The 26,693-nt window shown below is 69.3% G+C and carries 17 protein-coding genes and 3 pseudogenes; 10 read left to right on the top strand and 10 right to left on the bottom strand.

Annotated elements, in window-relative coordinates; genetic code table 11:
• Positions 1-7 precede the first annotated feature (7 nt).
• The 5 genes from EHO50_RS33520 (at position 8) to EHO50_RS44245 (ending at position 6,282) form a co-directional block, all read left to right on the top strand.
• Entirely contained in the window at positions 8-1,255 is a 1,248-nt protein-coding gene (locus tag EHO50_RS33520; protein ID WP_128435005.1) for an alginate lyase family protein, read from the top strand.
• An 80-nt stretch (positions 1,256-1,335) separates the two neighbouring features.
• On the top strand, positions 1,336-3,810 hold the full coding sequence (locus EHO50_RS33525; protein ID WP_128435006.1) for an alpha-L-arabinofuranosidase C-terminal domain-containing protein: 2,475 nt from the start codon (positions 1,336-1,338) through the stop codon (positions 3,808-3,810).
• A gap of 2 nt (positions 3,811-3,812) precedes the next feature.
• Complete coding sequence (locus tag EHO50_RS33530; RefSeq protein WP_128435007.1) at positions 3,813-4,805, top strand: LacI family DNA-binding transcriptional regulator; 993 nt, start codon at positions 3,813-3,815, stop codon at positions 4,803-4,805.
• 39 nt (positions 4,806-4,844) lie between these two features.
• On the top strand, positions 4,845-5,780 hold the full coding sequence (locus tag EHO50_RS33535) for a glycoside hydrolase family protein (protein ID WP_128435008.1): 936 nt from the start codon (positions 4,845-4,847) through the stop codon (positions 5,778-5,780).
• 343 nt (positions 5,781-6,123) lie between these two features.
• Entirely contained in the window at positions 6,124-6,282 is a 159-nt protein-coding gene (locus tag EHO50_RS44245) for a hypothetical protein (protein WP_164905006.1), read from the top strand.
• Here the strand turns inward: EHO50_RS44245 and EHO50_RS33540 are convergent.
• Positions 6,219-6,355: pseudogene (locus EHO50_RS33540) on the bottom strand (AbfB domain-containing protein); the annotation flags it as partial. The gene EHO50_RS44245 and the pseudogene EHO50_RS33540 overlap by 64 nt on opposite strands.
• A 470-nt stretch (positions 6,356-6,825) precedes the next feature.
• Between EHO50_RS33540 and EHO50_RS45370 the strand changes: the two are divergent.
• Positions 6,826-6,969: pseudogene (locus EHO50_RS45370) on the top strand (IS5/IS1182 family transposase); the annotation flags it as partial.
• Positions 6,970-7,078: 109 nt separating this feature from the next.
• Here the strand turns inward: EHO50_RS45370 and EHO50_RS33545 are convergent.
• Entirely contained in the window at positions 7,079-7,708 is a 630-nt protein-coding gene (locus tag EHO50_RS33545; RefSeq protein WP_164905015.1) for a TetR/AcrR family transcriptional regulator, read from the bottom strand.
• Positions 7,709-7,785: 77 nt separating this feature from the next.
• On the opposite strand from EHO50_RS33545, the gene EHO50_RS33550 reads away from it, so the two are divergent.
• Positions 7,786-8,766, top strand: coding sequence for an amidohydrolase family protein (locus EHO50_RS33550; protein ID WP_128435010.1), 981 nt, complete (start codon positions 7,786-7,788; stop codon positions 8,764-8,766).
• A gap of 605 nt (positions 8,767-9,371) precedes the next feature.
• On the opposite strand, the gene car is transcribed toward EHO50_RS33550, so the two are convergent.
• The gene (gene car, locus EHO50_RS33555; protein WP_128435011.1) at positions 9,372-12,848 is read right to left on the bottom strand and encodes a carboxylic acid reductase; all 3,477 of its coding nucleotides are present in this window, start codon (positions 12,846-12,848) and stop codon (positions 9,372-9,374) included.
• Between the two features lie 642 nt (positions 12,849-13,490).
• Between car and EHO50_RS33560 the strand changes: the two genes are divergently transcribed.
• Positions 13,491-14,204 (top strand): TetR/AcrR family transcriptional regulator, encoded by a 714-nt coding sequence (locus EHO50_RS33560; protein ID WP_128435012.1) that lies wholly within the window; start codon positions 13,491-13,493, stop codon positions 14,202-14,204.
• Here the strand turns inward: EHO50_RS33560 and EHO50_RS44250 are convergent.
• The 5 genes from EHO50_RS44250 to EHO50_RS33580 form a co-directional block, all read right to left on the bottom strand.
• On the bottom strand, positions 14,189-14,341 hold the full coding sequence (locus EHO50_RS44250) for a hypothetical protein (RefSeq protein ID WP_164905016.1): 153 nt from the start codon (positions 14,339-14,341) through the stop codon (positions 14,189-14,191). The two genes, EHO50_RS33560 and EHO50_RS44250, sit on opposite strands and share 16 nt — an antisense overlap.
• A gap of 392 nt (positions 14,342-14,733) precedes the next feature.
• A complete protein-coding gene (locus EHO50_RS33565) occupies positions 14,734-16,074 on the bottom strand; it encodes a jacalin-like lectin (protein ID WP_128435013.1) in 1,341 nt (446 codons plus the stop codon).
• Positions 16,075-16,318: 244 nt separating this feature from the next.
• The gene (locus tag EHO50_RS33570) at positions 16,319-17,827 is read right to left on the bottom strand and encodes an RICIN domain-containing protein (RefSeq protein ID WP_128435014.1); all 1,509 of its coding nucleotides are present in this window, start codon (positions 17,825-17,827) and stop codon (positions 16,319-16,321) included.
• 229 nt (positions 17,828-18,056) lie between these two features.
• Positions 18,057-19,424 (bottom strand): glycoside hydrolase family 43 protein, encoded by a 1,368-nt coding sequence (locus EHO50_RS33575; RefSeq protein WP_128435015.1) that lies wholly within the window; start codon positions 19,422-19,424, stop codon positions 18,057-18,059.
• A 145-nt stretch (positions 19,425-19,569) separates the two neighbouring features.
• Complete coding sequence (locus tag EHO50_RS33580; RefSeq protein WP_246101646.1) at positions 19,570-21,219, bottom strand: subtype B tannase; 1,650 nt, start codon at positions 21,217-21,219, stop codon at positions 19,570-19,572.
• Between the two features lie 167 nt (positions 21,220-21,386).
• On the opposite strand from EHO50_RS33580, the pseudogene EHO50_RS33585 reads away from it, so the two are divergent.
• Positions 21,387-21,542, top strand: a pseudogene (locus EHO50_RS33585) (membrane dipeptidase); the annotation flags it as partial.
• A 152-nt stretch (positions 21,543-21,694) separates the two neighbouring features.
• Positions 21,695-22,585, top strand: a complete 891-nt coding sequence (locus EHO50_RS33590; RefSeq protein ID WP_128435016.1) for a hypothetical protein — start codon at positions 21,695-21,697, stop codon at positions 22,583-22,585.
• A 13-nt stretch (positions 22,586-22,598) separates the two neighbouring features.
• Here EHO50_RS33590 and EHO50_RS33595 read toward each other — a convergent pair whose 3' ends face one another.
• Positions 22,599-23,318 carry a response regulator transcription factor gene (locus EHO50_RS33595; protein ID WP_246101648.1) on the bottom strand — a complete coding sequence of 240 codons (720 nt, stop codon included), beginning with the start codon at positions 23,316-23,318 and terminating at the stop codon, positions 22,599-22,601.
• 135 nt (positions 23,319-23,453) lie between these two features.
• Positions 23,454-26,516 (bottom strand): family 78 glycoside hydrolase catalytic domain, encoded by a 3,063-nt coding sequence (locus tag EHO50_RS33600; protein WP_246101650.1) that lies wholly within the window; start codon positions 26,514-26,516, stop codon positions 23,454-23,456.
• Positions 26,517-26,693 lie beyond the last annotated feature (177 nt).

Below are 26,693 nucleotides of genomic sequence, written 5' to 3' on the forward strand. Positions count from 1 at the left end.
CACAACAATGAGCCGCACTTCCCCCCACCAGCACCAACCCACAGGTGAGCTGAGCCGTCGCGGTCTGCTCAAGACCGCCGGCGGTCTCACCGCGGCCGTCGCTCTGGGCGCCGTGTCCGTCGCCACCACGGCGGACGCGGCGCCCGCGACCTGGACGCACCCCGGCGCCCTGCACCACCCCGGCGAGATCAACCGCGCCAAGGTCAAAGTGGCCGCCCGCATCAATCCCTGGTACGCCGACTGGCAGGTGCTGACCGCCAACCCCCACTCCGCCTCCACCTGGGTGGCCAACCCTCAGGAGATCGTCTACCGCGGCGGCAGCTACCAGAACTACGCGATCCTCTACAACGACATCGCCGCCGCCTACCAGAACGCCCTGCGCTGGCTGATCAGCGGCGACACCGCCCACGCCGACTGCGCGGCCGCCATCTGCAACGCCTGGTCCAGCACCCTGTCCGGAATCTCGGGCAGCACCGACGCGCTCCTCGCCGCCGGCATCTACGGCTGGCAGTTCGCCAACGTCGGCGAACTGCTCCGCGACTACGACGCCTTCGACCTGGCCGCGTTCCAGGAGATGATGCTCGGCGTCTTCTACCCGCTCAACCACGGCTTCCTGCGCGACCACAACTTCGTCTGCGACAGCCACTACTGGGCCAACTGGGACCTGTGCAACATGGCCTCCCTCATGGCCATCGGCATCCTCTGCGAGGACGGCGGCATCTTCGACGAGGCCGTCACCTACTTCAAGAGCGGCGTGGGCAACGGGGCCATCGGCCACGCGGTCCCGTTCCTCTACACCGACGAGGACGGCTACGCGCTCGGTCAGTGGCAGGAGTCCGGCCGCGACCAGGGCCACAGCCTGATGGGTATCGGCCAGATGGGCGCGCTGTGCGAGATGGCCTGGAACCAGGGCGTCGACCTGTACGGCTACGACAACAACCGGTTCTTCAAGGGCGCCCAGTACGTCGCCAAGTACAACCTCGGCCTGAACGTCCCCTATACCACCTACACCTGGGGCAGCGGTAGCGCCTGCACGTACAACGAGCAGACCGCGATCGCCTCCTCCGGCCGGGGCGGCATCCGCCCGATCTGGGCGATGCTCCACGCCCACTACAACCGCATCAAGGGCTACGACGACAAGTACATCGCGGCCATGAGCGACCTCGTCGGCATCGAAGGAGGCGGCGGGGACTACGGCACCACCAGCGGCGCCTACGACCAGCTCGGCTTCGGCCAGCTGATGTACGCCAAGTAATCCCAGGCGGCCCCGCGCTCCCCCGCGGGGCCGCCCGTCACACCGTTCACGCAACGCCGCACCCAAGCAGGAGAATCTCCGTGCCTGACGCCAACCCCCCTGTCGAGACGGTCATCGAGGTGGACACCCGGCACCCGGGCACCGCCATCTCGCCCGACCTGTTCGGGGCGTTCTTCGAGGACATCAACTATGCAGCGGACGGCGGTCTTTACGCCGAACTTGTGCAGAACAGGTCCTTCGAGCACGGGCCCGCCGACCACCCGGACTGGCACGCCCTCACTGCGTGGGAGCTGCTGGAGCGGGACGGCGCGGCCGGATGGCTCACGGTCTCCACCGACGACCCGCTGCACCCGGCCAACCCGCACTACGTGGTCCTGCACACAGCCGCCACCGGTACGGCGGGCCTCGGGGCGGGCCTGCGTAACGAGGGCTTCGACGGCATCCCCGTCCGGGCGGGCGAGACCTACGACGTGAGCGCCTTCGCCCGCCTGGCCCACGGCACCGTGGTCCGGCTCGTGGCGCGGATCGAGAGCCGGGACGGCAGCCGGGTTCACGGCCGGGTGGAGCTGGGACCCGTGGACGGATCCTGGCAGCGGCACGCGGCGGTCATCACCTGCGAGGCCACCGACCCGGACGCCCGGTTCACTCTCACCGCGACCGGGACCGGGACCGTCCACCTGGACCTGGTCTCGCTCTTCCCACAGGCCACCTTCCTCAACCGGCCGGGCGGCCTGCGTGCCGACCTGGCGCAGGCCATTGCCGACCTGAAGCCCAAGTTCCTGCGCTTCCCGGGCGGTTGTCTCGCCCACGGGCAGGGCCTCGGCAACATGTACCGCTGGTCCGAGACCGTCGGCCCGCTGCACGAGCGGCGGCAGCAGTTCAACATCTGGCACTACCACCAGTCGATGGGCCTCGGCTACTACGAGTACTTCCAGTTCTGCGAGGACATCGGCGCCAAGCCGCTGCCCGTCGTCCCCGCCGGGGTCTGCTGCCAGAACAGTGACGTGACCGGCCAGGCCGGCCTTCCCGACGAGGAGATGGACGCCTACGTCGCCGAGGTGCTGGCCCTGGTGGAGTGGGCCAACGGCCCCGCCGACTCGCCCTGGGGAGCTGTGCGCGCCGCCGCCGGACATCCCGAACCGTTCGGCCTCGAATACCTCGGCGTCGGCAACGAGGACGCCGTCACCGACACCTTCCGCGACCGCTTCTCCCGCATCCACGACGCCCTGCGCGAGCACCACCCCGAGATCACGGTCATCGGCACCCTAGGCCCGTCCACCTTCGGGGAGGACTGGGAGAAGGGCTGGGCGTTCGCCCGCGAGCGAAACCTTCCCGTCGTCGACGAGCACTCCTACAAATCGCCCCGCTGGCTCCTGGAGAACACCCGCCGCTTCGACACCATGGACCGCGAGGGCCCCCACCTCTACATCGGCGAGTACGGCAGCTGGCGCAACAACGGCCGCAGCGCCATCGCCGAAGCGGCCTACATGATCGCCATGGAACGCAACGGAGACGTCGTACGCCTGGCCTCCTACGCCCCCCTGCTCGCCAAGCGTGACCACACCCAGTGGCTGCCCGACCTGATCTACTTCGACAACACGAACGTCTGGCCCACCCTCAACTACCACGTACAGCGGATGCACTCAGTGAACTCGGGCGACACCGCCCTGCCCGTCACGGTCACCGGAGCACCCCAGCAGCCGTTCGCTCCGCAGAGCCCGCGGCACACGGTCCACATCGGAACCGGCGCCGACACCCGCGCGGAGTTCACGGACGTGTCCATCGGCCCGCTGAGCGGTGAGCCCGAGCCGGCCCCGGACTTCGGCGACTGGCAGGCCGAGTCCGGCACATGGGAGCCGTACGGCGAGGGCGGTGTCCGGCAGACCGCGACCGGAACGGACGCCAGGCTGCTGTTGCCGGACGCGGTGGACGGACCGTCGTACGTCCTCTCCGTACGGGCCCGGAAGACGGACGGTGCCGAGGGCTTCGTCCTGGGCTTCGCCGGCACGTCACCCGGGAACTGGTGCCACTGGACGCTCGGCGGCTGGGGGAACCGTTCGACGTGGCTCCAGCGCGTGGACGACGGCGTACCGGACGAACTCAGTGAGCGCCGGGCCGAGCCGGTCGAGAGCGGCCGCTGGTACGACCTGCGGGTCGAGGTCGACGGCCGGCGCATCCGGTGCTACCGCGACGGCGAACTCGTCCACGATGTCGAGGACGTCCGGCCGGAGCCCGAGGTCTTCGCCGTCTCGGCGGTCCGCGACAGCGCCACCGGCGAGGTGATCGTCAAGATCGCGAACACCACGCCGGAAGCCGCCACGGTCCGCGTCCGACTGTCCGGCGCCGAGGGCGACACCGGCTACGCGCGCACCACCCTCACCGTCTCCCCGGACGCCGACAGCCGTTTCGGCCCTGTCCCGGCCACCCCGGTCCACGACCGGCTGACCGGGCCGGACTGCGCCGTCCCGCCGTACTCCTTCACCGTTCTGCGCACGGACGCGCGGCTTAGCATGCCAGTGGGGTCCCAGACCGCAGACCGGGGGCGAACGTGGTAACGATGCAGGACGTGGCGAAGGCGGCCGGAGTCTCACCGATGACCGTATCCAACGTCATCAACGATCATCCGAACGTGCGCCCGTCGACGCGGGCGAAGGTCCTGGAGGCGATGACCCGGCTCGACTACCGGGTCAATGTCGCCGCCCGCAATCTGCGCAAGGGCCGCACCGGGGTCATCGGTCTCGCCGTCCCCGAGGTCAACAGTGCCTACTACGGACGGCTGGCCGCCGGCATCATCGCCGCCGCCGAGCGCCGGGGCCTGCGGGTGAGCATCGAGCAGACCGCCTCCCGGGAGAACGAGCTGGACGCGCTGTCCCTGTCGCGCAACCACCAGTACGACGGGCTCATCCTCAGCGCCGCCGGCATGAGCCAGGCCGACGCCGAGCAGCTCAAGGTGGAGCACCCGGTGGTCGTCCTCGGCGACCGGATCTTCGGCGGTCCCGTGGACCACGTCGCCATGCCCAACCTCGACGCTTCCCGGGCGGCCACCGGGCACCTGGTCGAGCGGGGCTGCCGGCGCATCGCGATCCTGTGCGGGGCCGTGGAAGAGGTCAACCCCTCCAGCCTCCGCCTCACCGGTTACCGGCAGGCACTCGAGGATGCCGACCTGCCCGCGGACCCCGGCCTGATCCAGCAGGTGGGCAGGCTCGATATGCGCGAAGGTGCGCGGCGCGCCCGGGAGATGATGCAGAGCGGGCTCGACTTCGACGGAGTGTTCTGCGTGACCGACTCCCTGGCCATGGGCGTGATACGAGGGCTGGCCGATGCCGGGATCCGGGTGCCCGACCAGGTCAAGGTGATCGGCTTCGACAACGTCTCGGACAGCGAGTTCTTCATCCCCTCCCTCTCCACCATCGATCCTGATCACGACGGCATGGCCGAGCGCGCGGTCGACCTCCTCGTCCGGCGCATCGACCAGACCGGGCCCTCGACGCGGCACCGGGACTTCGTCGGCGACTTCTCGCTGGTGATCCGGGAGTCGACGGGAGGCTGAACCCGCCGCGCCGCATGAGCACGAACAAAGGAGACCCCTGTGAACCCCGTGGCCGAGGCGCCACTCTTTCGCGACCCGATACACGACGGCGCCGCCGACCCCGTGGCCATCTGGAACCGCCAGGCCGGCGAATGGTGGCTCGTCTACACCAACCGCCGCACCACGGCCCCCGGCCGCGGCGTCTCCTGGGTGTACGGCACCGACCTGGGCGTGGCCGCGTCGGCGGACGGCGGTCGCACCTGGACCTACCGGGGCACCCTCCCCGGCCTGGAGACCGAATGGGGCCGCAACACCTTCTGGGCACCGGAGATCATCTGGCACAACGGCCTCTACCACATGTACGTCAGCTACATCCGCGGCATCCGCGACGACTGGAACGGCGCCGCCCACATCCGCCACTACACCAGCCCCGACCTGCTGGACTGGACCCACCACGGCGCCCTGGACCTCGGCTCCGACGGGGTCATCGACGCCTGCGTGTTCCCGCTGCCGGGCGGCGGCTGGCGCATGTGGTTCAAGGACGGCCGCCGCGGCTCGCTCACCTACGCCGCCGACAGCCCGGACCTGTACGAATGGCGCCCCACCGGCCTCGCCGTCGGCCATCGCCCGCACGAGGGCCCCAACGTCTTCGAACTCGGCGGCCACTACTGGATGCTCGTCGACGAATGGCGCGGCCAGGGCGTACTGCGCTCCGACGACCTCACCACCTGGGAACACCAGGGCCTGATCCTCGACAAGCCCGGCAGCTGCCCCGACGACGGCACCATCGGCCTCCACGCCGACGTCGTCGTCCAGGGCGAGACGGCCTACGTCTTCTACTTCACCCACCCGGGCCGGGTGGGTGACACCGCGCAGGACGACACCTACGCCACTCGCCGCTCCTCACTCCAGGTCGCCGCCGCACGGGTCGTCGACGGCAGGCTCCACTGCGACCGCGACGAACCCGTATCACTCGATCTGTCCCCCGTGCCCTAGACCGGGCGACAGCCCCGAAGAGGGGACCGGCCTCAGGGGCCGACGGCACCGGGGGCCTCTGCGCCGTCCCGGGTAGGTGTCCGTCCGCCGCAGTCCTGTCCGGCCGTCGGCTCCCCGGTTGGCGGGAGGCGTACGTGACGGTCTTGGTGCCTAATGTCTCCGCCGGGCCGACATCGAAGAAGGCCGATGGTGTTGGGTAGTAGTAGCCGCAGCCCGGCTGGCCGCCATCGGTACAGATGTCGGCCAGCAGGCATTGCTTGGATGTGGTCGGCGACGGCCTCCATGCCGTCGGCCACAGGATCCCGTCCGGTAGCTGGCCGCGGCCATGCCGGAGGAGAGCAGGGTGTCCGTCTGCTGCTTGACGGCGTCGAAGTCGATATTGCCGGCGGAGTTGTTCCAGGAGGCCGAGCCCGTCGGTGGCGGGGTGGCCCCGGCCAAGGTCGCGTCGGCGGCGAATCCCGACGTGCCGTCGTTCACGTCCACCTGGAGCGCGTACTTGTAGTGCCGTAGGTACCGGTTCGGGTAGTTGACCGACCGGAAGGAGACCCGGAGCTGTCGGCGAGCCCGGGGACCGTGCGCGGCCGACCCCACGGAGACACCCTGCCGTATTCACGGCACGGTTCGAGCCGGAGGACCGTGACCTGTTCTTCGGCCGGGATCGACTGGTGGAAGCGCTCCCTGCTGTGGGCCGGGCTGATCCCCTCCCTTCGGCTGATGATCGGGAAGCGGTGCCGACCGGCCGTGCTGCGCGTGCTGACGCCGGGCACGCGGCCGGATTCCCGACAGACCGAGCAACTGGAGACGCAGCACATATGGTGCGGCGCCAGATCTGCTCGTCGTCGCCAATGAGTTCCCCGCGGATCTGGCCCGCTCCGGCGCGCGGACGCAGGCGCCCACGAACCACCACTCCGCCATCGGCGCTCGACAACGCTGATGGGCTGGACGAACTGACCTGGCGTGCACCTTCCCGGGCGTGTAGCTCATTGAGGTGTCGAGGAGCGGTTGAATCCTGCGACGAGCGACGCCGTCGCACAGTACGGCTCACCGCCTCGCTCGCTGCTACGAGTGCCGGGTTACCGTCATCGGTGCCTTCATCGTCCTGGCCGACACCGTCATCACCGTGCGCGGCATGATCCGTCAGGCATGGACGACTTACCGCCGGGACGAACGCCCGAACCGCCGTCCATGAGCACACACCTACCTGCGCGACCTCCAAGGGTCACACGAGCCTGCGCACGTGATTGCCTTCGTGGAATGCGCGCCAGGCCCCACACGGCAATCTCTTCACCATCGCTCGTCTATGCGTGTCCTGCACCATTCGCGAATCCGGCCAGCACGAGCGCGATCGCGGCGTCCACCTCGGCTGTGAACGTCCGGTGCGGCGCAGTCTCTTGAGACAGCCGTCGCATGAGTGCGCCCTGGAAGACGTCGTAGAGCACGTCTACGGTCAGGGCGGGATCGGCGGAGGGCGTCGGTCCGTTGCCCGGTCGTTCCCGTAGGCAGTCACGCAGCCAGTCGCGCAGTTCCGCGGAGAGCCGTGAGCGGTGGGGCGGTACGCCGTGTCCGCGCAGCAGTCCGGTTGTCATCTGCCGGGTCTCGTCCCAGTTCAGCTCCGCCGTCAGGGCCAGCTCGTGGAAATATGCCCGCACCCGGTCTGCGGCAGAGGTGATGTGGTCGACGTCGCGGACCAGGGCGAACACTGACTCCCCGCCTCGTACAGCCCACTCCGTGGCGATGTCCGACTTCGCAGGGAAGTGATTGAACGCGGTCCGCCGTGCCACCCCGGCTTCCGCCGCGATCTCGTCCATCGTGGCGGCGTCGTAGCCGCGCGACGTGAACACCTTGATCGCTGCCGCATAGACGCGCTCCCGGTTGGCCCGGGCATTGCGCGTCCTCCCGTCCTGCTTCTCGCCCTCCGTCTGCCTCATGTGGACATTGTTGCACTCTTGTGCAAACATCAAGCTTGTTGCACCGGGGTGCAATTTAATTTACGGAAGGACGCATCATGGACAAGACCAACGGCTGGGTGGACATCCACGCGCATTTCACCCCACCGACCACGGCAGAGGAGCGTGAGGCCCAGTGGCGTCAGCTGCGGGACGCGCACCTCCTGGCACCCGAGCCCTACCACTGGCAACCCGAGGCGATGCTCGCCACTATGGATCGCCTGGGCATCGCCATGCAGATGCTCAGCCCGGTGCCCGTCGATTCCCCGCTGCCGCAACTGCGCGCCTGGAACGACTACGGCGCCCAGCTCGTCGCCGACCACCCCGGCCGCTTCGGCCTGCTCGCCGCGCTGCCCACCGACGACCCGGACGCGGCGCTGGCCGAGATCGCGCGCGGCGACACGGAAACCCACCCTGACGGCTACCTGCTGACCACCCGCCGGTCAGGTGTCCGGCTCGGGGACCCGCGTCTGGCGCCGGTGTGGGAGGAGCTCGACCGGCGCTCGGCCGCGCTGTTCATCCATCCGAGCGCCGTACCGCCCCCGTTCCGGCAGACCGCTGTCCTGGTCGAATTGCCGTTCGAGACCACCCGGACCGTCGTGGACCTCCTCTACACAGGGTTCTTCCGCCGGTACCCCCGTCTCACCGTCGTCCTCGCCCACTGCGGCGGCGCCCTGCCCGCGCTCTCCGGCCGCCTCGGGCTGCTCGGGGCGGAGGACTATGTATTCAACCCACTGGGCCTGACCGCCGACGACATCCGCACCGACCTGGCGAAGCTCTACCTCGACACCGCCGCGGCCGGCACAGACGCCAACCTCGCCGCGGCCGTCACGATGGTGCCCCCCGACCACATCGTCTACGGCGCCGACGCCGGAGTCCCCTGCTCGAACGAGAACAACATGAAACGCAACATCGACGCGCTCCAGAACTCCCACGTCCTCACACCGCAAGAAGTCGACGCACTCGGCCACCGCGCCTTCGACCTCTTCCCCGCAGCCGCACAACGCCACCGCGACGCCGTCGCAGCAGCAGCAGCCTGAGAGGCCGACGACACGGTCGTAGGACTCCAGCGCGATCTCCCGGCGCCCGCCATGTTCCCGGACTGCGCTGTAAGGAGGTCGCCCTGCCGGTCGGGGTCAGCCCCGGACGAGCACCGGGACTTCGTACGCGGCGCGGGGTGCCCGACGGGCGCTGTACCCGAGGGGAACCCTTGGCCTGCGCCACGGGCCGGCCACCGCTGTGCAGGCCGAGTCAGCACCATGGCGGCGGGTGTCAGGGCCGTGGACTCCCACTTCCCCCGGCTCCGGCCGGCACCGGCTCGGTGCTGGGTATCCGGGGCGAGGGGAAGCGCGCCGCAGAGCGTGGCCCGGGCCCCCGCGCCACGTGCCGGATGCGCAGCCGGCTTTCGGAAGGTGCTCCGCTCCGCCGGCGAAGCGGAGCACCTTCGGCAGCAGTCCTCTGCGTCGAAGACCAGAGGGCATGCGAACTCCTCGACGAGGACCACCACATCGACGAACCACATCGACGAACGAGTGTGGTCGATCTTCTGCACCACGATGACCGGTGAGGGCGCCGGCCCACCCCCACCGTCACGCACTCGACTGCCATGGCGGTTCCCTCGCGTGCTGCCCCGGGCGAACGGCCGTCAGAGCAGGTTGAGGTGGCGCAGATCGGTCACGTACTTGGCGATCAGGTCGGTGGACAGGTGCGGAATGCCCCCGCCGTCGAGCCCGGCTTCCTGGACTGCCTTCTCGAACCGGTGGGCCGGGACGAGCGAGCCGTTGACGGGTTCGTCCGGTCGTCGGAAGGCATGCAGCAACGGCAGTGCGGAGTACCGGCGTTGTGTCTCCGGCAGGGCCCGCAGGGCGGTTTCGAAGCGGGTGAGCCAGGTGCCGTGGTCGTCGATGCGGTGGATCGTGTGGCCGGCGTCGGTGAGCCAGTCGACGAAGGTGTCGAGCGAGATGCCGTCGTCGTGGGGGTTGACGACGTTGTACGTCCGGTAGCCGTCGGTGTTGTCCGTACCGAGGGTGTTGACGGCCCGGGCGACGAAGTCGACGGGCAGGCCGTCGTAGTGGGCACGCCGGGGGTTGCCGTCATCGTCGGTGCGGTAGAAGGAGGTCGGTGCGATGCCGGTGGTGACGAGGCTGAACAGCAGGCGGGTGAACATGTCGGGCACGTTCAGCTGACCGGTGTGGCGGCGGTGGGCGAGGATCATGTCCGAGCGCAGGACAGTCACCGGCAGGCCGCACGCGTCGTGGGCTTCCCGGAGCAGTACCTCGCCGGCCCACTTGCTGGTCGCGTAGCCGCCCGCGTAGGCGTCCGAGAGTTCGCGTACGGGGCTCACCTCCCGGATGTCGGCATCCTCGTCGAGCCGCGAGGGGTCCAACGCGGTGGCCACGCCGACGGTGGACAGGTACGTGAAGGGCTTGGTCCTGCCGGTGAGTGCCAGCCGGATCAGCTCGGTGGTGCCGGCGACATTGGGGCCGAAGAGCTGGTCGTAGGGCAGGACGTGGTTGACCAGTGCGGCCGGATGGAAGATCAGGTCGATGTCCTCGGTCAGGCTCTTCCACATGTCCTGATCCAGGCCGAGCCGACCCTGGCCGACGTCGCCGGCGAACACGTCGAGACGGCGGGCGGCCAGGTCCCGGTAGCGGTGCAGCAGTTCCTCGTCGCCGCTGTCGAAGGCGGCGTCGAGGCGGCGCCGGGCATCGGCGTTGTCACGGCCCCGCACGATGCAGACCAGCCTGCCTCCCGTGGTGGCCAGGCGTTCCAGCCAGTCGAGGCACATGAACCGGCCGAGATAGCCGTTGGCCCCGGTCAGCAGCACCGTCCGCGGAGCCGACTGCTCCGGCGGACGGCCGCGCCGGAGAGCCGCTGCCAGGGTTTCGGAATCGATGAACTTCTCCAGCGTGAGGTCTGCGGCGCGCGCCGCGGAACTGCCGGGTCCGTGCACGGTGGCGAACGACGGCCGCCGTGTGCCGGATACGCGTGCCGCCTCGATGTGATCGGCGATCCCCTTGAGGTTGTTCGCCGGGCTGAGCAGTACGCCGACCGGGACCTCGACCTCGAAGATGTCGTGCAGCAGCCGGGAGAACGAGAGCGCCGACAGCGAGTCGATGCCCAGGTCCGTGAAGCGCGCAGTAGGGCTCAGGTCCGCAGCCGGAGACCCCAACAGCGCACTGGCCGCGCGCCGGATCGCCTCGAACACCGGCTGGCCGGGCCCGGCCTCGCGCAGGTCACGCAGGACCTCCTGCCGTCCGCCCGCCAACTGCTCGTACAGGGCTTCGAGACCGTCGCCGTAGCGGTTCCTGAGCTGCGGGCGCAGGTTCTTGCGGACCTCCGACAGCAGGCCGTTCTCCACGCTGAACGGCTCGGGCTCGACCAGGAAGTCGCGAGGGATCTCGTACGTCTCCAACTCGGCCTGCCGCGCCATCAGTTGCAGTGACTCGGCCAGCGTTCGCCTGAGGTCGTCATGGCTGGTGGCCTGCCGCACCGCCTCGTCGGTGGGCACGATCACGGCGAGCAGGTAGGCGCGTTCGCTGTTGCCGTAGACGTAGATCTGCCGGATGAGCGGGCTGGTGACGAAGACGCTCTCCAGCCGGGAGACCGTGACGAACTCGCCCTGGGCCAGCTTCAGGACGTTGTTGCGGCGGTCGACGTACACGAGCTGGTCCGGCCCCGTCTCGGCCATGATGTCGCCGGACCGGTAGAAGCCGTCCTCGTCGAAGACCGCTGCCGTGGCCTCGGGCCGCTTGTAGTAACCGGGAGTGACACACTCGGTCTTGAGCAGCAGCTCCCCTCGAGGGTACGGAACATCCGTGGTGAAGTAGCCGAGCTCGGGCACGTCGACCAGCTTGTACTCGATGACCGGAGGCCTCTGCACCCGAGAGTCGAGCAGGACGGGGCCGGCCTCGGTCGACCCGTAACCGTTGTGCAGGGGCACCTCCAGGCATGACTCCACGAACCGCTTCAGCTCCGGCGAGATCGGTGCAGTGCCGCACGTCACCTGCCGCACTCGGCCGCCGAGGCGTCGCTCGCGCAGATCCGCCCGCACCGCGGTCTCCAGAGCATCGGTGTCGGTGAACTCCGGGGCCCGCCTGGCCGATTCGGTCCGGTACTCCTCGTGGAGCATGTCGCAGACGCGCGGTACCAGCAGCAGTTGGGTCGGCCGGGTGAGGCTCATGTCCTCGAACAGGGTCGACATGTCACTCTTCGCGGTGAAGCAGGCGGTGCCGCCGTGCCCCAGAGTGCCGTAGAGGGAGGCGCGCGCTGCCATATGGCTCAGCGGCATGTAGTTGATGGTGGTGGGGGAGAGCGCGTCCTGCGCCGGGAGCCAGCCCGTCCATAGGCGCGTGAGCATCCGCTCCGTGTAGATGGCGCCCTTCGGCGTCCCCGTACTGCCGGAGGTGTAGATGAGCAGCCGCGTCGGGTCGTCGTCGCTCGCCGCGGGCCGGTACACCGGAGGGCACCCAAGTGTGCGGCCTCGCTCTGTGACGGCGGTGAGGGCGTCGATGCAGGACAGGCCGGCGTCCGCGAGCCGTCGGCGCGCGGCCTCGAACTTCTCGCGCTCGTCGTCGATCTCCGGGTGGTGGTCGAACACGACCAGCCGCGGCTTCGACGCGCTGGCCAGCACCAACTCGACCGCACTGTCCAGGACTTCGACACTGGCCGCCAGGACGCGCGGCCCGGTCTCCTTGATGACGGGCCTCAGACGCGAGACCGGGGCGCCCGACTGCAACGGCACGGCCACCGCCCCCAGGCGGAGGCAGGCCAGGTCGAGCACCGTGTGGTCGACGCTGGTGAAACCGTAGGTGGCGACGAAGTCCCCAGGCTTGACAGGGCGTTGGTCGTCGAGTGTCCACTCGGCCGCGACCGCACCCGCCCGCTCCCAGAGTTCGGCGTACGTGATCGTCGTGAAACGCGGCAGCAGCCGCAGCGCAGTGCGACCGGACACCGGGTCGGTCACGGCTTCCCTGGCCCGCTCGCCCAGGGCGGGGCGTTCGGCGTACGCCTCCATGAGCGCGGCGATGCTGTGCGCCAAGCCGTCCGTGGGGTCCCGTACGGCGGCGTCCACCGACTCCAGCCGCCCGGCGCCGCGCGAGTGTTCGTCGCCGGTCGTCATGCCGGAGTGTGAGGGCTCGGGCGTCGTTGTGCCGCGGCCGTTCTCTTCAGGTGCCGAAGACACCATCTTCACCGACTTTCCATCAAATATTGCTTCTTGTGGTTCGGGGCGTGGTCGAGGACTCCGCCGTGGCCCCGCAGCCCGGCATACGGGCAGCGGCAACCGGCCGACATCACGGCCGCACCGCGCACAGGCACGCACCGCGGTCTGGATTGAGGGGGGCGGCGTGGACAGCCGTGCGGCTTTGGTGGGACGCGGGCCGTCGGCACCGTGCCGGAACCGGTCGGTGGCTCCTGGACGAGGGGCGCACCGGGAGCGTTGTGTGGCTGTGCGGGACGTGGGGTGGCCGGCCGTCGGCCGACTCCGGAGGCCAGGTCGTGCGGCCCGGCCGGATCAACTCCGGGAAGGACCGCTCCTCGTGAACGGGCGTCCGCCTGTCCGGCCTTCTCCGCCGACTCTGCGTCGGCCGTCGTCGGCGGCTCGTCTGACACCGTGCGCCCGCAGGTCGGTGCGGTGCACGGTCAGGTACTTCTTCCCATCGCCTGTGTCCGTGGGGGGAGTTGACACAGTGCCTCCTGGATCGGATCTCTCCGTGTGCAGACCAACCATCCTGATTTCGTTACGTGACTGTCAAGTAAAGCAATGGCAAGTTACGCTGAGCGGATGCACGAGATGGCCGAAAACGGCAGGGAGCGACCAGCGACGGTCAAGGGGCCCGGCAGGCCGCGTGACCCGTCGGTGGAGAAGGCGATCCTCCGGGCGACCATCCAGCGGTTCGCGTCGGACGGCTACTCCCGCATTACGATCGGCGACATCGCCTCCGACGCGGGTGTCACCAGGCCCACCGTCTACCGGCGCTGGGCGAACAAGCACGACCTCGTCGTGGACGCGCTGGACTTCAACTTCCAGGAGGAGCGCGAACGCGACCCGCTCGGCTCGCTGGAGGAACTGCCCCCCGTCGAGGCGCTGAAGCGAGCGCTGCGCTATGCCACCCCGTTCGGTTCCACGGGTCGGGGCATGTCTCTCATCGGGAACGTCCTGACCGAGGTGGCGCACAATCCTGGCCTGTTGGAACTGGTACGGCGCCACGCCGTCGCCCCTCGCGTGCAGCCCCTCGTCGACACACTGCACCACCTGCGCGAGGAAGGAGTCCTGCGCCCTGGGGTCGACCCGCAGGTCGTCGCCGACATGATGATCGGCAGTTTCTACTCGTCCTACATTCGCACCGGCGACCGGGACGCCCGCCTTCCGGACCGGGTCGTCGACACCCTCTGGCCTCTCATGGAGGGGACCGCGTGCCGGAATTCGCAGGTCGGAGCGGTTTGTGGCCAGCGGGAAACTCATACGAAAGGCTGACGCGCCGAAGTCCGCGCGTACGCCTTCGTCATGAACACGTTGTCGGCGCTGCCCATTGGGCCCATGTCGGCTCCGGGGATCAGCGGCGGCGCGATGATCGCGAGCGGCAGCAGGACACTGTCCGAGGTGAATCCCACGCGGATACCCAGCCACTGCCGGACGTCGTAGCCCGACCTGGCGGAGTCGCGGCGCGTTGGATGTGAGCTGGGCCCATGGTGTCGTTCCGCCTGGCCTTGCGAGCGGGTACAGGCGGGACAGGCCGGAATTTCAGGTCCTGGGTGCGCCCACCCGCGTTGTCAGGCGTGCTGTCGGCGCCGCGAACACCGGCATCCTCGATACTCGCCAAGAGCCTCCGGAAGAACGCGTGGAACTGGTAGATGGTGCAGGCGTTGGCGATGAAGGGCAGCGCCTGGATGTAGAGCGTGTTGCGCCGGCAGAGCTTGATCATGTGCTCGTCAATCGTCCTGGCGCGCTCATGTGTTTCCTGTGTGCCCCGGGGCGCGAGTCGTTCGGCCCCGGGGCAGGTGGGTCAGCGCTGGGTGTAGATGAAGCCAACCTTGTCGACCTCGTCGCCGGTCCGGCCGTGGAATCCGGCGATCTGCCAACCGGACGGCGCGGTGCGGGTCACGCAGTCGGAGGTTGTGGTGCCGCCGGCCAGGGTGTTGCCGAGGTTGGTCGTGAACTTGGCGTAGAAGATCCGCGTGTGGTCGTCCTTCTGGCCCTGGCACAGGTACGCCGTCGTCACGTACTCCCCGCTGCCGAGCGTCAGGGAGGACGCGGTGCCGCCGGTCCCGCCGTGGGTGAGCGTGGTGCCGTTCGCCAGGGTGAGGCTCACCTGGTCGACCCGGGACCCGGCGCGCAGGGCGATGGTGGTGGCGCGGGCGCCGGCGGGCACGCTGTCGATGTCGTTGTAGTAGTCGCCGTGCGGGCCGCCGAACTGGTCGCTGAGCTGGAAGGCGGCGTTGCGCGACCAAGTGAAGCCCGCGGTGAGCGGGTCGTGGTCGGAGAGCATCAGCCCGTCGTCGGTGAGGAACTTGGAGTGCTCGTTGTTGTAGGACGTGGCGTTCAGCGAGACCAGCTTGCTGCCACGGTAGAGGATCTTGTCGACGACCTCGCAGTCGTTCGGGACGGTGGTTCCCGTCTGGTCGCAGACGAGCGCGTCGCTGCCCTTGGTGGGGGCCACGCCGCCGCGGATCAGCTGGACCCAGGCGTCGGTGAGGCTATTGGCGGCGGCGAACTCGGCGATGGTGTCGCCGGAGCGGGTGTAGCGGGTGTTGGTGTCGCCCATGACGACGACCGCGTTGCCGGCGGAGTGAGTGGCGATGAAGTCGGTGAGCTGGCTGAGGTTGTCGGCGCGGGCTGCGAGGTCGTCGTCGTTGACACCGGCGTTGGTGTGCAGGTTGTAGAAGTCGACGTAGACGCCCTCGGCGAGACGCTCACGCATGAAGGTGAATCCCTTGGGGGTCAGACAGTCGCCCGAGCCGTAGGTGCAGGTGTTCCAGCCCACCCGCTCGAAGTCGTCCTCGTCGTAGGGGATCTTCGACAGGGTGTTGAGTCCGCTCCCGATGCCGGCGCCGCCGCTGGTGGGGGTGCGGTAGGCGTGGGCGGTGTCGGCGGCGTAGAGGTAGGCGTGGTAGTTGAAGTCCTCCTGGGCGTGGACGATGTCGTACGGCGCAATCCGCTCGCCGATCGTCGTGGTGGCCGACTCGCGGGGCGTCGGGGCGCTGGAGATGGCCTCTGGCAGGCCGGCCACGTTGTAGCTGAGGACGCTGAAGGTGCCGGAGTCGGCGGCCGCCGCGGAGGCGGCGGCCGCGGTGAGCCCGCCGAGAACGGCGGCTGCCGTCGTCAGGCACGCGAGAAGTCTGCGCATGGGGGTGTGGCTCCTGGAGAGAGAAAGCGGTTGCGGTGGGGACGGGGCTGAAGTTACCGCCGGTTACCCGGGTTCTGTCGAGAGTTCGGGCGCTCTTTCCCAGGAGTCGATGGCCGTACGTGGACGGTTTGGGTCCTCGCCAGGGGTGATTCACCGCACGGATCCACTTGATGCCGTCGCTCCCCTGTCGCGTCACATTCTCGAACTGTGCGGCTACGTACGGGACTTGGGAGAAGCCCTCCACCTATGCGGCCTCGAGCGCCCATTGTTGGCCGCTGATTGCGTCGCGGTCGGACACGACCACCTCGGAGGGCTTGTCGTTCGGGTCCGGCGCCAGAGCCAGGTCCTGGCGTCGGCGCAGCAGGAGCTCCCCGTGGCTCGTGAGGATGTACGTCACCTCGCCGGTGTGCGCGACACACAGTGAGAGTCGGACGTTGCGGGTCTGTGGGTCGGCGGCCAGGCAGAGGGAGGGGTCGGCGTCGCTGCGCAGCAGACCGTCGAACTCGTAGGTCCACCGCTCGGATTCGGCCGACGAACACGCTGTCAGCCGGATGCCCGCGCCGACCGCAGCCCGGCTGTCGACGGCCAGGCACATTCCGGTGGCCAGGTTGCGGAGCCTGCCCTGGGCAGGTGTGCCGGAGGTGCCCGGTGAGGTGGAGGACACGGCGCCAGCCTGTCCGGTGGAGGTGGGGCTCGGGGAACTGTTGGCGGGAGCTCCCCATGTCGGTGTGTTCGGCGCGGGCGTGTCGTTGTCATCGGACCAGTTCTGGGCTGCCAGCACGGCCACCAGGAGAGCGAGAGAGGCCAGGGCCGCGGCGGCGAGTGCGCGATGTCTCCTCTCGGTCGTGGTGCGGTGGCGTCCGCCTGTGACCGGAGCTGCCTGGTCCCGCTCCGGTGCGGGCTGCCACGCTTCGGGGGTGCTGCGGCCGGGGCGCGTGGCGAGGTAACGCCGGCCTCCCCAGCCGAGCACGGCATCGGCCAGCAGAAGCCCCAGCCTGCCGTCGAAATATGCGAGTTGGTCGGCTGTGAACCGGCAATGGGTGCACCGCGTCAGATGCTGCTGGACATCGGGGAGCAGTGTGCCGCCCCGACGAATGGGAATGTCGATAAGGCTGCTGTAGAACCGGCACTCCGCGGACGGCGCGAATTGCATGTGGGCCCGGACCAGGCCGTTCCGGAATTGTTCACGGGCGTGGCCCACTGCCGTTCTCGCGGCAACGGTTTCCATACCCAGCAAACCGGCGGGTATCTCTATGGGTTCCGCCTCGACTTCTGTGTGCCACAGAAGGCATTGGGAGAAATCCGACAACGCCACGAAGGCGCGTTCGGCGAGTTTCCGGTGCCCGGGCGCTCCCGGTTTGGCCGCGTGCAGACCGCGGCCGCCGGTCGGTTTGCGTAGTTCCGGTATGGCTGCGCAGGTCCTGTCGTTCGAGGCCCAGGCACGGACGGTCTCACGAACTGTCACGAGCAACTGCGGGCGCAGGGCGGCGGCGGGCGCTCCGCTCGCGAGCCGGTCCAGCAGCCGCTGAAAGGCGCTGGCGGCCACGAACTGGGCGGTGGGGGTCGCCGAGGCCAGGCACAGAAGCGCGTAGTCGCGGGCGGAGAGCCAGTGGCGGGCCAGCAACACGGCTGTCGCGTGGTGCCGTTCGTCGACGTCGCCGCCCAGTTGGGCGACGAGGTCCGGATCCGGTTCGCCGAGGGGCAGTCCGGGGCGGGGCGGGTACGGCGGGCGTGGGGGGTGGGAAACCTGCACGGAAGCCTTTCCTTTTCATGGCAGGACGGCATACGAAATGACGTTCCGTCGGAAAGCGCTGAGTGATTGGTTCATACCTTGAGAACGTCTTTTCGCCTGGTCAGGGCCGTGGCTGTCTCAAGGGAGGCTCACCTTCGCATACGCGAGGCGGGCGAGACAAGCGCTATCTCTGACCGATTTCCAAAACCTTTCGGGGTGTAGAATGTTAAGGTTTCCGGCCCTGCGTGGCTCAGGAGTTCGGATACGCGGCACGCACCCGCGCCAGCTCCTCGGCGGTGACGGGCAGCACCGTTCCGTGCCGGGGCCGTGAGGGAAGCTGGTAGTCGCTCGGCAGTGACCAGTCGGGTTCGGCGAGGCTGTCGGTGTGGACGGGCAGGTAGCCGCGTCCGCCGGCCTCGTCCATGAACACCCACCAGCCGTCACCGGAGTTGTCCTTGAAGACGGTGGGTCCCTCGACCCAGTCGGTACCGACGCCGGTGCGGACGCAGTCGTCGACCAGCTGCCACTTGCGCGGTGTCGTGTCGGGGGTGTCGACGGCGGTCAGGACGCGGGAGCGTTCCAGCACGACGTCGCGCGTGCAGGACCCGACGACCTTGTCGTCGGTGGTGACGCGGTAGTACCAGTCGCCGTCCTTGGTCACGGTCGAGTCGATGACGCCGCCGCCCGGATCGTTCCAGACCTTCGGTTCGCTGAAGATGCGGAAGTCCCGGGTGGTGGCGTACATCATGCGCGGATAGGTGCTGCCGGTGTGCTCGGTGTCGTCGGCCGCGTAGAGGTTGGAGGCCCAGTAGACGACGTACGCACCCAGCTTCGGATCCCAGGTGGCCTCGGGCGCCCAGGTCATGCCGGCCTGGTCGCCGGAGGCCTTCACGTGGCGCTGTTCGGACCAGTGGACGAGGTCGGTGGACTCCCACACCTCCAGGTAATGGCTGCCGAAGCGCATCTCGTAGCCCCAGCCCTTACCGCCGTTGATCTTCAGGTCGGTGGCGACGAGGTAGAACTTGTCGCCCTCGGGGGAGCGGACGATGAAGGGATCGCGTACGCCCTTCTCGCCGAGGGCGGAGGTGAGCACCGGTTCGTTGTCGTTCAGGTCGTCCCAGTGCAGGGGGTCGTTGCCGCGGGAGGCCCCGAAGTACACCTGCTCGCCGTCGGTGTAGCGCTCGCCCGCGAAGTAGGGGAAGAAGTACCCCTCCATCGGCTTCTGCTCCGGGAGGGGGCGGACATTGACGTCGAAGCGGCGCTTGACCTGGTGGTGATCGAGCCGGACGGTGGCCGTCAGGGTGACATGGGCGGGCGGCCGGCCGTGGGCGGGGCGGTTGACCTCACCGGTCGGGGTGATGGTCCGGGGCTTGCTGGACGCCCATTTCACGGCCGCGCCGTGCAGGGAGGTGGTGGGGAGAGTGAGGTAGCCGCGTACGTCGTCCGCGTTCCAAACGGTCAACGCGGCGGCGGCCTCGGTGAGTTGCGGGTCGGCGGCCGACGGTGGCGCCGCCTGCGCGGGCAGGACGGCGCACGCCACCGTGGCGGCGACGAGCGGAACCAGCAGGGGTCTGGGTAGACGCCGCGGAGGGCGGCGCAGAGTGAGCAAGGAAGGCATGGGCGGCTCGTCCTTTCAGCTTCGGGAGGAACTGTCCTTCACCGCGCACGATCGATATGTCGAACATTGTTCGTATTGCCGGGTGGGCCGTAGGAGGCGGACGATATCGCCGTCAATACCCGTGCTCCCGCGGTGTGTTCCCAGGTCACTTCCCATAGCCGGTGATCTGGGCGATCCACTTGATGAAGTCGTCGGCGTCCTCGTTGGCTCCGTGGCCGCCGTCCCAGTACATCAGCGTGTTGACGTTGTCGCCGAGGTTCTCCAGGCTCGCGGCGAGGTTGCCGACGACCGTGAGCGAAGTGGCGGTGTCGCTGGTGCCGACGCGGATCCACCAGTTCTTCGAACGGGCGGAGTTCTTCTGCCCGATGAAGTACATGGGGTTCATCAGCTTGATCTTCTCGGGCAGGTCGCCATCCAGCTGCGCACCGGACTTCCCGGTCGCGTGGCGCAGGCTGTAGAGCGTGAAGTGCCGGGCGTCGGTGGTCTCGCCGCCGAACTCGATGTTCTCGGCGGCGGAGGTGTCGAAGGCGTCGAACGCCGGGACGCTCTTGCTCCGTCCCACGTGCGCGACGAAGTCGTCCCAGGCGAAGGTCGCCCTGCCGCCGGACCAGGTGATCCAGGACTGCGCCTTCAGGTAGGCGGTGCGCTCGGAGTCCGACAGGGCCTTGAGATAGGTCGTGGCGGCGGGCTCCAGGTACGTCTTCAGCAGGTAGTCGTCGTAGTTGCGGGCGGTGAGGGTGCCGAAGCCGCCCTCGCCCTTGAGCTTGAGGGATGCCTGGTACTCGGCGAACTGCGCCTGGAGCGCCTTGGAGACGGTCTGGTCGGCGGTCTTGCCGCCCATGTCCGCGCCGCTGTACATCCACTCGTAGGCCATGTCGGAGTGGTCGAGGTCGGTGATCGGGCACCAGTCGGCGCTCGCGAAGATCGCGTCGCCGGCGTCGGCCGCGCCGATCTCCTTGAGGTATGCGTCGTAGAGAGGACTGTCGCCGGAGGCGCCGAGCAGCGCGGACATGGCGCCGCCGGCGCTGGTGCCGGAGGAGACGATCCAGTTCGTGTTGCCCGGGATGCGTCCCTTGTTGTGGCGGATGTAGCGCACCGCGGCCTTCAGGTCGACGATCACGGCCGGCGCCTTGCCGTAGTACTTGCCGTCCTTCTCGTTGTCACGGCCGCGGGCGCCGGGCTGGACGACGACGTAGCCGGCCGCGAGGGCGAGGTCGCCGTTGCCGACCATCTGGCCGCCGCCCATCATGCCGCCGCCGGGCTGCGTGCCCCCGCTCGGGGCGCCGCCGCCTGCCGCGTCGCTCGGCATCGCACCGCCGGGAGCGGCCCCACCGCTCGGCGCGGCCCCGGTGGGCATGCCACCGCCGCCGCCCGGGGCGCCGCTGGGGGCGGCACCGCCGGGAGCCGCGCCGCCCCCGCCCATGCCGCCGCTGCCGCCCGTCACGGAGGAGGACATGTAACCGGCGATGGCGTTGTCGAGGAGGATCGGGGCGCCGGAGGCGTCGATCTCCTTGTCCCCGATCTTCACGGGCACCATGACGTTGAGGCTCTGGTACTTCTCGTCCACGGGCTTGGCGACATACATGACCGCCTCCCAGAAACGGTAGGTGACCTTCTTGTCGCCGTCCGCCGTGGACACGGTCTTGGTCTTGGTCTCGTAGGCGTCCGCGTCGAATGTGAGGGAGATGCTCTTGCTGGGCGAGCCGTCGTCGTCCGAGCAACCGGAGAGCACAGGAAGCGCCGCGGCCGTGGTCGTGCCGAGCGTCGCCGCCTTGAGGATCGTCCTGCGCCGCACTGTTGGGCCTCTTTCGCTCCGTGGGGGTTGGCAGGCGCGAACGTAGTGGCAGGCCGACGTGATCGTCAACGATTTTGCTGACTCTCACAGGGGATGCGTAGCTGCCGTACGGGCACTCCTCAGGGCTCCAGGTGAGCGGGTCGCGCTGCGCGTGGTGTCGTACCGTGATCTACGGCTTCGCGGCATCGGACAACGGGCGAGCTGCGGTCGTGTTCGAGACGGAGTGGGACGAGGGCGGCCTGTCGGCGTTCGGCCGCGGGATGGTGCGAGGGGTGAACCGCCTCGGCGTGCCGGTCGACCTCTCGCACGTGGCCGCCACAACATGCGCGCCGCGTTTCTGATCAGGCTCTGATCAGGGTGTGATGCCGCTCTGAGGCAGGCTCTGTTCCCTGGTGCACAGCGGCCGGGCCGACCCGCGCTCCCCTCCGTCGGAACCCGCCGTCCACGACCCCCAGGGCACAGAAGCGAGAGACGAGTGACCAACACAATCAAGCGCTACGCGACGGCCTGTGCGGCCGTCGTCACCGCGATCGCGGGCGTGGTCGCCACCGCCCCCGCTGCCGGCGCCAACCCGTCGTCCGGTGTCAACATCCGTGGCAAGGAGCCCTTCAACACCGACACGCTGATGTCCAAGCTGTGCGGCGACATGAGTGGCGCCGACAAGTCCTTCGTCTTCAACATCAACACCGGTCAGATCGTCGACAGCGACAAGGCGTACGGGAAGGCGCCGTACTACCACATCGCCGCCGGTGCGTCCCGCAGTGTGCACTCCGACCTGCCGTACGGCGAGCACTGGGCGCTCACGAACGGCTGGGAGGTCGTCGTCGGCAACTGCGAGTTCCCGCAGTCGTCCACCTGGACCTGGTACGACAAGGAGCGGAGGATCTCCAACGACTCGGTGACCAACTGCGGGCACGGCGGGGGCGGTCTGTCGGTCAACGAGTCCTACGCGACCACCCGCGGCGCCTCCGTGTCCATCGGAGTCAACACGAAGCTCTCCTACAAGCTCACCGACCAGCTCTCCGCCGAAATCGGCTTCAGCGCCAGTTACTCCTGGTCCTGGTCCAAGACCCACACGCTGGGACGTACGGTCACCGTCAATCCCTCGTACGGCCGGCAGGGCTACATCGACGCCCGCCCGCTGAAGCGGACCGTCCGGATCAACCCGGTGTTCCACGTTCAGTACTACAACTGGAGCGACGGCCAGTCCGAGGTCGGCACCGTGGTCCACAGCTGGCGCGGACGCGGCTACAGCCGCATCTGGTCCTACGGCTACTACGTCGACACCTACGCGGACGTCCTCAACGGTGACGGTACCCCCGCCATGGACTACGTCGTCCGCGACAAGCCCGGCAACTGCAAGTAGCGGCCTTCCGCGGTCACCGGGCCGACGGAGCCCGGTGACCCGCGTCCCGCGCCATCAGATAACCGACCCCGCGCACGGTCCTGATCAGCGACTGGTCGCGGTCGCCCAGCTTGCGCCGCAGGTAGTAGACGTAGGTCTCCACCACGCCGGACTCGCCGTGGAACTCCGACCGCCAGACCCGGTCGAGGATCTGCGCCTTGGTGACGACCTGACCCGCGTTGTCCATCAGGAAGCCGAGCAGGTCGAACTCCCGGCAGGAGAGGGTGACTTCCCGCCCGTCCCGCCACACCTCGCGGGTCGCCGGATCCAGTGTCACGCCCCCGGCGCGCAGCAGCCGGCAGTCGAGGGCCCGCCCGCGCCGCAGCAGCACATGGACGCGGGCGACCAGCTCTTCCAGCTCGAAGGGCTTGGTGACGTAGTCGTCGGCGCCCAACATCAGCCCGCGCACCTTCGCCTCCGTCCGGTCGTGGGCGGTGAGAAAGAGGACGGGCGCGTCGATGCCGGCGGCACGCAGGGCGCCGTATGTCTCGAAGCCGTCGCCGTCCGGGAGGAACACGTCGAGGACCACGAGGTCGGGGCGTACGGAGAGGCCGGCCGGGACGGCGTCCTCACCGAGACCGGCCACGTACACCTCGAAGCCGAGCTCGCGGAGCTTCGTCAGCAGCGGACGCGTACCGCTGTCGGCGTCCACGACGAGCACGCGCGGCGGTTTGGATGATCTGTGCACCTTCACGTCGTGGAGGATGCGATTCCGCGACGTGGGGTGCACGCTGCGGAGGCGAACAAGACGTGACATCCTCATGACCGGATATGAGAACGGCCGAGGTGACAAGGGCGGCCCCCGGGCCGGAACCCAGGGGCCACGCCGTCAGGAAAGGGCGCGCTCGACCTTCGTCGTGCCGGAGCCGACGGGTCCTATCCGCAGCACCGTTCCGGTCAGGTCGGTGAGCGGTCTGACCTCCACCCGTCCGCGTCCGCCGGGCGCCGACGCCGTGACCCGGTAGTCCGCCGGGCGGGCGTCGCCGATCTCCACCTCCAACACCGCGCGGGAGTTGGGAGGCACCGTCACCCGTGTCGTATGGGCGTCGTTCGATCGGTGCACGGTGACCTCGACCGGTCCGCGCAGGGACGGCACTCTTCCCGCGACGTCGGTCAGGGCGCCGGTCCTGGGGCGGATCAGGAACTCCGCCGCGCCCGGGGCGGTGACGCGGACGCCGAGCACGTGCCGGGGGATCGCGTTGGCCGGGGCGGACGCCCAGGCGTGGGAGAACGTCATGTTGGACTTCAGTGCGGGGTCCCAGGCCTCGGTGACGATGGTGGCCTTCAGCGAATCCAGCATGTGCAGCCACGAGTTGGTGGCCGTGGAGGTGAGCAGCGCGAGCGCGGCGTCGGCGCGGCCGAGGCGGAAGAGGGCGTCGAGGAGGAACTGCGCTCCGTACACGCTCGTCCGCATGCCGCCCGCCGCGAGGGTGTCCCCGAGCCGGGTCCGCGCGGCGTCGTCGAGGGCGTCCGCCACACCGAGCGCGACCGGGAAGGCGGTGGCGTGCTGGGCGCTGTGCGTGGTGCCCTCACCGTCGAGGAACCGACCGGCCGTGCCGTCGAGCAGGGTGGCGCGCATGGCGGTGGCGAGGGTGTCGGCACGTGCGCGCAGGGCTGTCGTGTCGTCGTCCTTGCCGAGCACATCGGCACACTTCGCCAGGGCGTCGAACGCCGCGTACTGGAAGGCGTTCACGACGGTGTTGACCTTCGTGAAGACGTATCCGTCGCGACTGGCGACCGGCCAATCGACGAGGTCGCCCAGGTCCTGGCTGCTGCCGCCGGGGGACTTGCGCACCAGGCCCTGGGAATCCAGGTAGGCGGTGAGGTTCTTCGCGGCGAGCAGGTCGTAGTCCTTGGCGAGCTGCCGGTCGTCGCCGGTGGCCAGGTAGTCCTCCCACGCGGACAGCGCGCACATCAGCCGGTACTCCGTGGGCCAGGTGCCCTTGCGGACCAGGTAGTCGTTGGACCAGCGGGCCAGGGCGTAGGAGCGCTGGACGCCGTACTCGGAGAGCTGGTTGATCAGCGCGTCGCCCTCGTAGGGGCCGCGTTCCCGGGTCGGGGTGTCGGTGTAGAGATCGCCGCGGGTGGCCTCGATCGAGTACCGGCACAGCTCCCAGACCCGGTCCAGAGCGGGGTCGGAGCTACGGAAGGAGGCGTCCGAGTCGTCCCAGTCGAGCCGCCAGGCCCGCCCGGTGACGACGGCCCCGGACAGGTCGAGCGTCGTGCGCAGTTCGGCCCAGCGGAAGCCGCGATAACCCCGGTGCTCGAAGCTCTGCTTGCCGTCGCGCAGGGTCCACACCTCACGGTAGGTGTTGGTGGCGCGCAGCTGGTATTTGACGGTTCCGTCGGAGTTCAGCTCCTCGCCGAGGCGCACCTCGACGGTGTCGCCCGCGCTCCCGGTGACCTCCAGGGACAGCCCGCCGACGATCTCCCGGCCGAGGTCGACCAGCCAGCGGCCGTCGGCGACCTTGGTGACGGAGGCGGGAGTGACGTCGTGCAGCCGCGGCGGCTCGATCGGGGCCGGGACGAGTCCGCTGATCGCGGCGCGGACGGCCGGGGTGTGCCAATCGCCGTCGTCGAAGCCGGGCCGCGTCCAGCCGACCGGCTCCTGCCGCAGATCCCAGTACTCCTGCGGGACGGTGAAGTAGCTGCTGCCCGCACTGCCCTTCGAAGGCAGCAACCCGGCCTGGCGGCGCGCCTTCCAGTGGTCTCCCGAGGCGACGGTGGTACGGCTGCCGTCGGTGTACGTGATCTCCAGCTGGGCCAGGAACTTCTGCTGCGAGGTGGTCCAGCACAGCGCGGCGAGCGCGTTCGGCCCGCCGTCGGCCCGCAGGGTCGAGGTGACCTCGAACGCCTGGTAGGCGGTCCCGGTGCCGGAACGCACGGAGGCGTGCCCGACCACGGTGCCGTTGCTCCACACCTTGGCCACGTACTGCCGGGCCGGGTCGGGCGAAGCGGCGGCGACGTAGAGGACGGCGGCGGCTATCTCCTTGCCCGCGGCCGTGTCGTACTCGTGGCGCAGCAGCGCCCAGGTGTCGTCGGCCCCGTAGGAGGAGAGCGAGGAGGCGCCGGTGGGGAACGTGAGCGTGCCGCCGGAGACCGTGCCGGCGGAGAAGGTGCCCTTGTCGGAGGCGAAGTCGTCGTCGAGGAGGACGGTGCCGTCGGCGGCGGTGAAGGTGACGCGGTCGTAGACCTGGGACTCGGTCAGGCCGTTGCGCAGGCCGACGTTGCCGGAGGCGTAACGGGTGTCGGTGGTGACGTCGACAACGGTGCCGTTGACGCTGGTGGTGAAGGTGGAGCCGGCCATGGCGACGGCGAGGTCCAGCCACTCCCCGGTGAGGACGGCGGACGGCAGCCGGATCTCGCCGAGGACGCTGTACGTGCCGTTCACACAGACGTGCTTGCGCAGGATGCCGGGACTGCCCGCGCGCAGCTGCCACATGTAGTTGTTGGCGGTGTTCGCGGCGCGGAACCACACCCCGGCGGCCACCGCGGTGATCTTCAGCCGGGCGGCGAAGGTTCCGTCGGTCATGACCGGTCCGGCCGGTGCCCAGATCGGCTCGGCCTCCCACTCGTCCTCGACGGAGGTGGCGAGCAGGGTGGGCTCAGACCAGGCGGATCGTTTCTCTCCCCAGCTGGCGACCCGCCACCAGTAGGCGGTACGGGGCTGGAGGGCCGGCCCCGCGTACGGCACGGCGGTGGAGTCCGCGGAGTTGCGCTTACCCGAGTCCCAGACGATCCGCTCGTCCTCGAAACCGCCAGGTGCGGCGGCCAGTTGCAGCTGGTACGCGCGCTGGAGGGTACCGGCGCCGAAGTCGGGCACCTGCCAGCTGAACCGGGGGCGCTGCCCGGCGCTCGTGGCGAGCGCCTGCGGGAGCAGATCGGCCAGCATCCCGGTCGGCCCGGGCGGCTTGCCGGGGGGGGCGTGGGGGCGCCCGCGCCCCCGGCCGCGAGTGCCCGGGGGCCGGTCAGCACGACCGAGGCGGCCGTGGCGCCACCGAGTTGGAGAAGTCTTCGACGCGACAGGTCCCAGGACATGGTGCACCCTCGGCTCATGAAAGGTTTCAAG

The sequence above is a fragment of the Streptomyces cyaneus genome, from assembly GCF_004028635.1.
Taxonomy (GTDB): domain Bacteria; phylum Actinomycetota; class Actinomycetes; order Streptomycetales; family Streptomycetaceae; genus Streptomyces; species Streptomyces cyaneus.